Genomic DNA, 7,944 nt, shown 5'->3' on the forward strand with positions numbered 1-7,944 from the left:
TCAGAACAGATTGAGCGTGGCCCAGGCCGACACCGCACCGATGAGCGCGCCGATCAGCACATCGCTGGGGTAGTGCAGGCCCAGCACCACGCGCGACAGGGCCACCAGGGCCGCAAAGACACCCAGTGGCCACGCGAGCACCGGGTAGTAGGTGGACAGGATCACACCGAAGGCCACGGCATGCAGGGTGTGCCCACTGGGAAAGCTGTATTCGTCGAGCGGCCGGGCGCACACGCGGATGCCCGGGCAGGTCTTGAACGGGCGAGGGCGGCCTGTGCCCTGTTTCAGAGCCTTGTAGATCAGCAGGTTCACGCCGCTCATGCCAGCGAGCCGCAGGGCGCAGTGCAGGCCGGACGGCCCGCCCCACAGCAGCAGCGCAGGGAAGGCCAGGTACCACACCAGCCCGTCCGACAGGCCGCTCACGAAGCGCATCCCGATCAACATCGACGGCCAGACCGTGGCCCGATGCAGCCAGCGTGCGCAGGCCCGCTCCCATTCCAGGCAGGTGAGGCTGCCACGGCACAGCCAGGGCCACACCGTGCGGGCGGTGGCCCAGAGGGTCAGTTCAGGCGGCGCGGGCTTGTCGTGTTCCGGGGGCGTGGCTGCCATGGGCGACCTCCATGAGGCTGTGTTCGAACTGGCTCAGCACGTGATCCCAGCGGGCCTTCAAGGCCACAGCCCGTGCCCGCTGGCGCTGGGCGGCGGCATGACGGTGCTGCCACGCCAGCGCACACGCCGCCGTGATGAACTGTTCGGGGTGCCCCACCGGAATGACCCGCCCCGCCCCGCTGCCCTGAACGAGTTCGGCTGCCGCACCGAGGTCGAAGGCGATCACGGGCAGGCTGCTGGCCAGGGCCTCGAGCACCACGTTGCCGAAGGTGTCGCTCAGTGATGGGAAGAGGAAGAGGTCGGCCGTGGCATAGAAGCGCGACAGCGCCATCCCCGACTGCATGCCGACGAAATGCGCTGCGGGGTAGCGCGCCTGCAGCGTGCGCCGCGCGGGGCCGTCCCCCACGACCACCATGCTGGCGCGCGGCATGCCGGCGCGCACCACCTCGAAGGCGCGCAACGCGAGGTCGACGTTCTTCTCGGCGGCCAGCCGCCCCACATACAGCAGCAGCGGCGCATCGGGCGGGGCAAACTGGGCACGCAGGGCGTCGCATTGGTGGCGCGGATGAAACCGCTCGGTGTCGACGCCCCGTCCGATGACCTCGAGTTGACCGAAGCCGGCGCGCGCGAGTTCACGTCGGGCCAGCTCGGTGGGCACGTGGTTGCGCTGCGCCCCATCGTGGAAGGCACGCAGCCCGCGCAGCACCACCGGCGAAAGCCACGACAGACCGTAGTGCGCGCTGTAGAGGTGGAAGTTGGTGCGGAAGTCCGTGGTGACAGGGATGTCGAGCTGCCGCGCGGCGCGCATCGCGGCCCACGCGAGCGGGCCGGGCGTGGCCAGGTGCACCACGGCCGGCCGCAGCTGCTGCAGACGCGCGCGCACGGCTGCGGGCCAGGCCAGGCCAAAGCGCAGGTCGGGGTACATCGGAATGGGCAGGCCGGCGGTGCGCCACTCGTCGCGGGTGTCCAGCGGGCCTTCGTCCCGCTGGCGAGGACGGAACAGGCTCACCTGATGACCCTGTCGCCGCAGGAAGGCGACGGTGCGCTCCACGGTGAGCGACACGCCATTGATCTCGGGCGGGTAGGTTTCGGTGAGGTAGACGAGGCGCACGGTCGGTCCTTGGGGTCTCCGGCGAGGGGCCCGTCACGGGCAAGCGCTGTTCCCGACCTCGCGGCGCGACGCGCGCTCGTCCCGGGCATGCCGCTTGCCGAAGCGCAGCCACCCCGAAGCCACCTTCTGCCCGAGTTCGCCATGTCCGCTTCCGCTGCCCGCAAGATGCCCGCCCGGCGCGTGGCGATGATCGACATCCCCGACCCGTTGCCGGACGGTGGGCTGCCCCCTGAGCCGGGTGGACACGAGGCGGTGCTGCCTCTGGCCATCGCGATGGCGCGACAAGGCCATGCCGTCGACATCTATCGCTGCCGTCACCATGCCGCCGAACCGGCTTGCGAAGACGTGCAGACGGGCGTGCGGATCTACCGCGTGGGCCTGGGCACCGCCTGGCCGCTGGACGACCAGGGCAGCCTGAGCCGCACGGTCATGGCTTTCGCCGATGCGGTGAAACGCACGGCCCTCGGGGTGTGGCCTTGTGATGTGGTGCACGCCTGGGGGGCACTGGCCGGCCTGGCTGGCTTGCGCCTGACCGCCGGCCGCGTGCTGCCGCTGGTGTGGTCGCCGGATTCGATCGGCCTGCGGGGCGAGCTCACCCAGTGCAGCGACGCAGTCCTGGCCATCGAGCGCCTGCTGGCCCGCCGTGCGGACGCGGTGCTGTGCCGCAGCGAGCACCATCGGGAGACTGTGATCGAGCGTTTCAGCGCGCTGCGCGGTCGCGTGCGCGCCGTGCCGCACGGCGTGGACACGAGTTTGTTTCGGCCTCGGGCGCGCGGGCCGCTGCGGCGCGCGCTGGGCTTGCCGGAAGACGGCCTGCTGGTGTTGTGGGGCCAGCCGGGGGGAGCAGGAAGCGCCAGCCGGCGCGCTTACGCGCCCTTTTTGCGGGCCCTGCAGAAATTGCCGGCGCACGCGTTGAGCCTGTTGCCGTCAGGCATGGCACCCTCCAGGGTGCCGGACGAGCCCTTGCACTGGCTGGGCGCGCAGCACGCGGGCCTGCAGGGTGCAGCCTTGCGCAGTGCGGCCTGTGCGGCAGCCGATGTGACGGTGCTGCCTGCGGCCGATTGGGATCCGGCCCATGTGTGCCCTCGCGAGTCGATGGCCTGCGGCACCCCGGTGCTGGTGCTGCCCTCGCGCGAGGACGAGGAGTTGCGCACGCTGGTGGCCGACGGCGCAGCCGGCCGCGTGCTGCACCGCGCTCATCCTGATGCCTTGCGGGACGAGCTCGCCGATTGGCCAGAGCACCCGCGTGCGGCCGCCACCATGGACATGGGCTGCCTGCTGCGCGCCCGCACGTTCTTCACGTGGGCGCGGGCCGCCGAGCAGACGCTGGCCGCGTATGAGGCGGCGCGTCGTCCGGCGGCCACCCGCGATGAATGCCGGCCGCTGACCTTGGTCCGCTGTCTGCCCCGTCTGGCCGTGCCCGTGGGAGCCGACGCATGACCCCCATGCCGGTGCCCTCGGCGTGGCGGCACGTGCTGGTCGTGCGGCTGGACAACATGGGCGATGTGCTGATGTGCACGCCGGCCATGCGCGCATTGAAGCAGGCAGCGCCCCAGGCGAGGCTGACCTTGCTGACTTCCCCCTCCGGGGCCCGTCTCGCGCCCCATCTCGACATGGTCGATGGCGTGACGGTGTTCCGGGCATCGTGGGTCAAGCCCGGGCACACCGGGGTGGTCGACGACGAGGCGGACCTCGTGAACTGGCTGCGCAGCGAGCGTGTGGATGTGGCCGTGATCATGACCTCGGCCACGCAAAGCCCCTTGCCCATGGCCATGCTGTGTCGCATGGCCGGCATCCCGGTGCGCACCGCGCAGGCACGCGAGAACCCGTACGCGCTGCTGTCGCACTGGCGACGGGACGTCGACCGGCTGGGCCCCGGCATGCGGCATGAAGTGGAGCGACAGCTGGACCTGGTCGGCGCGCTGGGCGTGCCGCGGCCCGACTCGCTGCGGCTCGGCCTGACCGTCCGGGATGCGGACCGGCTGGCCGCGCGCAATGCGCTGCTGGCGGCCGGTGTGCTGCCCGGCGGGCCTTACATCGTGGTCCACCCGGGCGCCACAGCGCCCTCGCGCCGCTACCCCGCTGCCATGATGGGGGAGGCCGTGCGCGGCCTGGTGGCCGAAGGCTGGACCTGTGTCTTCTGCGGCAGCGAGGACGAGCGGGAAGCGGTTCGCACCGCGCGCGAGGCGATCGCCGGCCACACTGCCGACCTGTGCGGGCAGCTGTCCCTGGGTGAACTCGCTGCGCTGATCGAAGGTGCCTCGCTGCTGATCGGCAACAACAGCGGGCCGGCCCACATGGCGGCTGCGCTGGGCACGCCCGTGGTGTGCCTGTATGCGCTGACCAACCCGCAGCACACCCCCTGGCAGGTACCGGCTCGTGTGATGAGCCACGAGGTGCCCTGCCGGGATTGCCTGCAGAGCGTGTGCCCGCAGCCTGGACACCCCTGCCTGCGCAACGTGTCGCCACACGATGTGGCCATCGCAGCCAGGACCTTGCTGGCGCAGCCGCTGGCCCCCACGGAGCCCGTGCATGCACGCGCCACCTGCTGAACCCGACTCCGACCCTGGCCTCGGCGAGGTGCGCCGCATTGCGGTGCTGCGCGCCCTGGTGCTGGGGGACATGCTGTGCGCCGTCCCGGCGCTGCAGGCCTTGCGGGGGCGCTTCCCTGACGCTCACATTGCGCTGGTGGGGCTGCCCTGGGCGCGCGAGTGGGTCAGCCGCCTGCCCTGTATCGACGAGTTCATCGAATTTCCGGGCCACCCGGGGCTGCCCGAGCGCGTGCCCGACGAGGCGGCCTGGCCGGCCTTTGTGGCCGACATGCAGGCACGCCGTCTGGATCTGGTGGTGCAACTGCATGGCAGCGGGCGGCTCACCAACGGCCTTGTGGCAACGTGGGGCGCGCGCCATGTGGCGGCTTTCCATGAGCCCGGTCGCGCGGCGCCCGAACCACGGCTCTCGGTGTTGTGGCCGGAGGAGGGCAGCGAGGCCCAGCGGCTCATGCGCCTGATCGCCGTGCTGGGCAAACCTGACTCGCTGAGGGGACCGCTTCGCTCGGCTGAGGCGTTTCCCGTGCGGGATGCAGACCGTGAAGCGGCACGCAGCCTGTTGCTGGCCCATGGCGCCCCCCCGGGGCGACCGTGGGTGTGCCTGCATGCCGGCGCACAGTGGCCCTCGCGTCGCTGGCCACCCGCCCGCTTTGCGCAGGTAGGACGGGCCCTGGCCACCGCGCACGACCTGACGCTGGTGCTGACCGGCGTGGCCTCCGAAGGCCCGGTGGTGGCGGCGCTGGAGGCGGCCCTGCAAGGTCTGGCGCCGGGGCGGTGCGTCAACCTGGTCGGCCTCACCCCTCTGTGGACGGTAGGGGCCCTCATCGAGGGTGCACGCCTGCTGGTGAGCAACGACACGGGGGTGTCGCACATTGCCGCGGCCGTGGGCACGCCGAGCGTGGTGATCAGCTGTGGCGCCGAAGTGGCGCGATGGGCACCCGGCCGGCCGGAGCTGCACCGTGTCTTGTGGGCCGAAGTGCCCTGTCGGCCGTGTACCCACGCGCGCTGCCCCACGGGCCACGAGTGCGCCATGGCGGTCGGACCGTGTGATGTGGTGGATCACGCACTGAGCCTGTTGCGTCGAACGGAAGCGGACGACGCAAGCCCCAGCCTTGAACGAAGTCTGAACCACGCGACCGTCGATTCGGAGACACCATGGACACTGCTGTGACCCGATCCATCCTCGTGACCGGCGGTGCCGGCTTCCTGGGGGCTGCGCTGTGCGAGCGCCTGCTCGATCAGGGCCACGATGTGCTGTGCGTGGACAACTTCTTCACCGGACGACGCGGTCAGGTGGCGCACCTGCTGGACCACCCGCGCTTCGAACTGATGCGCCACGACGTGACCTTTCCGTTGTACGTCGAGGTCGACGAAATCTACAACCTCGCCTGCCCTGCTTCACCGGTGCATTACCAGCACGACCCGGTGAGCACCACCAAAACCAGCGTGCACGGCGCCATCAACATGCTGGGCCTGGCCAAGCGGGTGCGGGCGCGCATTTTCCAGGCGTCGACCAGTGAGGTGTATGGCGATCCGACGGTGCACCCGCAGCCGGAGGACTACCGTGGCCATGTCAACACCACGGGCCCACGGGCCTGCTACGACGAAGGCAAGCGCTGCGCGGAAACGCTGTTCTTTGATTACCACCGTCAGCATGGCGTGAAGATCAAGGTGGCCCGCATCTTCAACACCTATGGGCCAGGCATGCATCCCAACGATGGACGAGTCGTGTCCAACTTCATCGTTCAGGCGCTGCAGGGACGGCCCATCACCGTGCATGGCGATGGCAACCAGACGCGCTCCTTCTGCTACCGCGACGACCTGATCGAGGCGTGCATCCGCCTGATGGCCACACCGGATGACGTGACAGGACCGATGAACCTGGGCAACCCGCGGGAGTCGACCATCGGTGAACTGGCCGAGCTGGTGGTGCGCCTGACCGGCTCGTCGTCGCCCATCGTGGTGCGACCGCTGCCGGTGGACGACCCCATGCAGCGCTGCCCCGATATCACGCTGGCGCGCGAGACCCTGGGCTGGGCGCCGCGTGTGGGCCTGGAGGAAGGGCTGCGCCGGACGATTGCCTACTTCGATGCGCTGCTGTCGGCCGGCCCCGACACCCGCACGGGTGCGGGCTCGGGTGCGGCTGCAAAGGGGCTCACGCCCGTGGACGCTCGAAGTGCGCCGGGCAATCAAGCCATTGCAGCGCAAACCAGCGTTGCGGGTCCAGCCACACCGGGCCCGGCTGCAGGCCGACCGATTCAGCCAGCGCGCGAAAGCCGGTCAGCGTGAACTTGTGGGCGCACTCGGTGTGCAGGGATTCCCCCTCAAGGAAGTCGTAGGTCTCGCCGTCGAAGTGCACCGTCTGCCGTGTCTTGCTCACCAGGTGCATCTCGATGCGTTGGTGAGCCGGGTGGTAGCAGGCGTGGTGGTGGAACTGGTCCGGCAGGAAGTCCGTCTGTAGTTCGCGGTTGGCCCGTGCCAGCAGGTTGCGGTTAAAGGCCGCGGTGATGCCGGCCGCGTCGTTGTAGGCGGCGTGCAGCACCGCCGGGTCCTTCACGAGGTCGATCCCGATCAGGAGACCCCCTCCGGCCAGTGCGTGGCCTGCCATCGTGAGGAAAGCCTGCGCCTGGTCCATGTCGAAGTTGCCGAACGACGAGCCGAGGTACAGGCCCACGCGGCGCGCCGCAGGCGGGGCCAGCGGCGGCAGGCGGAACGGGTGCATGAAGTCGGCCACCACCGGGCAGACCTCGAGCAGCGGGTGGTCCAGCCGCAGGGCGAGCGCCTCGCGCTGCAGGTGCGCGCCGGACACGTCGATGGGCACGTAGCGCCTCGGCGCCTGCAGGGCTTCGAGCAGCAGGCGGAACTTGCGGCTGGAGCCCGCCCCGAACTCCACGATGTCCGCATTCGGTCCGATGCGGGCGGCGATCGCCTCGGCGTGCGTCATCAGGATGCCCATCTCGACGCGTGTCACGTAGTACTCGGGCTGGCGACAGATCGCCTCGAACAGGGCCGAGCCGGCCTCGTCGTAGAAGTGCACCGGCGCGATGCGGCGTGGGCGATGCATGAGCGCATGGCGCAGCGCGGAGCCGAATTCGTCCTCTCCTGCGGGAGACGGGTTGTACAGGGCGGCGGGCGGCGTGCGAGCCGCCTGCCCGGAGGGCCAGGGAAAGGTCTGCATGAGAAGGCGGCCTTCGGGCCGGGTCAGAGGTCACGGGCCAGGCGCACGCCGGTGAACTGCCAGCGTGCGCCCGGGGGAAAGAAGTTGCGGTAGCTCGGGCGGGTCTCCCAGGCAGGCGTGGCCACGCTGGCGCCGCGCAGCACCTGCTGGCCCACCATGAACTTGCCGTTGTACTCAGCCAGGCTGCCCGGCCAGGGCCGATACCGGGGATAAGGCTCATACGATGAGCGAGTCCACTCCCACACCTGGCCGAGACCGTGGGGCAGCGGGCGGGCCGCCCAGTCGAGCGGGCCGAGATGGCGGGCCCAGGTCTCCCACTCGCCTTCGGTGGGCAGCCGCGCGCCGGCCCACGCCGCCACAGCCAGCGCCTCGTGGTAACTCAGATGGCACACCGGGGCGTCGGGGTCGAGCGGCACGCGGCCGTGCAGACCGAACACGGTCCATTGCCCCGCATGCTCGGCCCATGACAGTGGCGCCTGCCAGCCTTCAGCCTGCAG

At 70.5% G+C, this 7,944-nt stretch carries 7 protein-coding genes and 1 pseudogene; 4 read left to right on the forward strand and 4 right to left on the reverse strand.

Annotation, left to right across the window (positions count from 1 at the left end; genetic code table 11):
- Both Q0Z44_RS13335 and Q0Z44_RS13340 read right to left on the reverse strand, forming a co-directional pair.
- Window positions 1-609 (reverse strand): phosphatase PAP2 family protein, encoded by a 609-nt coding sequence (locus Q0Z44_RS13335; RefSeq protein ID WP_298013532.1) that lies wholly within the window; start codon window positions 607-609, stop codon window positions 1-3.
- Window positions 566-1,720 carry a glycosyltransferase family 1 protein gene (locus tag Q0Z44_RS13340; protein ID WP_298013534.1) on the reverse strand — a complete coding sequence of 385 codons (1,155 nt, stop codon included), beginning with the start codon at window positions 1,718-1,720 and terminating at the stop codon, window positions 566-568. The genes Q0Z44_RS13335 and Q0Z44_RS13340 overlap by 44 nt, the downstream gene beginning before the upstream one ends.
- Before the next feature lie 141 nt (window positions 1,721-1,861).
- Between Q0Z44_RS13340 and Q0Z44_RS13345 the strand changes: the two genes are divergently transcribed.
- Genes Q0Z44_RS13345 through Q0Z44_RS13360 form a run of 4 tightly spaced genes read left to right on the forward strand, consistent with a single transcriptional unit; the run spans window position 1,862 to window position 6,558 of the window.
- On the forward strand, window positions 1,862-3,160 hold the full coding sequence (locus Q0Z44_RS13345; protein ID WP_298013536.1) for a glycosyltransferase: 1,299 nt from the start codon (window positions 1,862-1,864) through the stop codon (window positions 3,158-3,160).
- Window positions 3,157-4,272, forward strand: a complete 1,116-nt coding sequence (locus Q0Z44_RS13350; protein WP_298013538.1) for a glycosyltransferase family 9 protein — start codon at window positions 3,157-3,159, stop codon at window positions 4,270-4,272. The genes Q0Z44_RS13345 and Q0Z44_RS13350 overlap by 4 nt, the downstream gene beginning before the upstream one ends.
- On the forward strand, window positions 4,253-5,440 hold the full coding sequence (locus Q0Z44_RS13355) for a glycosyltransferase family 9 protein (protein ID WP_298013540.1): 1,188 nt from the start codon (window positions 4,253-4,255) through the stop codon (window positions 5,438-5,440). Before Q0Z44_RS13350 ends, Q0Z44_RS13355 begins: the two co-directional genes overlap by 20 nt.
- Window positions 5,425-6,558: a UDP-glucuronic acid decarboxylase family protein gene (locus tag Q0Z44_RS13360; protein ID WP_298013542.1), complete on the forward strand. Its 1,134-nt coding sequence runs from the start codon at window positions 5,425-5,427 to the stop codon at window positions 6,556-6,558. The genes Q0Z44_RS13355 and Q0Z44_RS13360 overlap by 16 nt, the downstream gene beginning before the upstream one ends.
- On the opposite strand, the pseudogene egtD reads toward Q0Z44_RS13360, so the two are convergent.
- A pseudogene (egtD, locus tag Q0Z44_RS13365) lies at window positions 6,521-7,447 on the reverse strand (L-histidine N(alpha)-methyltransferase); the annotation flags it as partial. The gene Q0Z44_RS13360 and the pseudogene egtD overlap by 38 nt on opposite strands.
- A gap of 23 nt (window positions 7,448-7,470) precedes the next feature.
- Window positions 7,471-7,944 (reverse strand): SUMF1/EgtB/PvdO family nonheme iron enzyme (locus Q0Z44_RS13370; RefSeq protein ID WP_298013544.1); only part of this gene is annotated, 474 nt, incomplete at its 5' end.

Origin of the sequence: uncultured Aquabacterium sp. (genome assembly GCF_947366995.1) — a bacterium.
GTDB lineage: Bacteria > Pseudomonadota > Gammaproteobacteria > Burkholderiales > Burkholderiaceae_C > Aquabacterium.

Coding starts and splice junctions, on each gene's coding strand:
- Q0Z44_RS13335 (WP_298013532.1), bottom strand. CDS start 609: ATGGCAGCCACGCCCCCGGAACACGACAAGCCCGCGCCGCCTGAACTG.
- Q0Z44_RS13360 (WP_298013542.1), top strand. CDS start 5,425: ATGGACACTGCTGTGACCCGATCCATCCTCGTGACCGGCGGTGCCGGC.
- Q0Z44_RS13355 (WP_298013540.1), top strand. CDS start 4,253: ATGCACGCGCCACCTGCTGAACCCGACTCCGACCCTGGCCTCGGCGAG.
- Q0Z44_RS13345 (WP_298013536.1), top strand. CDS start 1,862: ATGTCCGCTTCCGCTGCCCGCAAGATGCCCGCCCGGCGCGTGGCGATG.
- Q0Z44_RS13350 (WP_298013538.1), top strand. CDS start 3,157: ATGACCCCCATGCCGGTGCCCTCGGCGTGGCGGCACGTGCTGGTCGTG.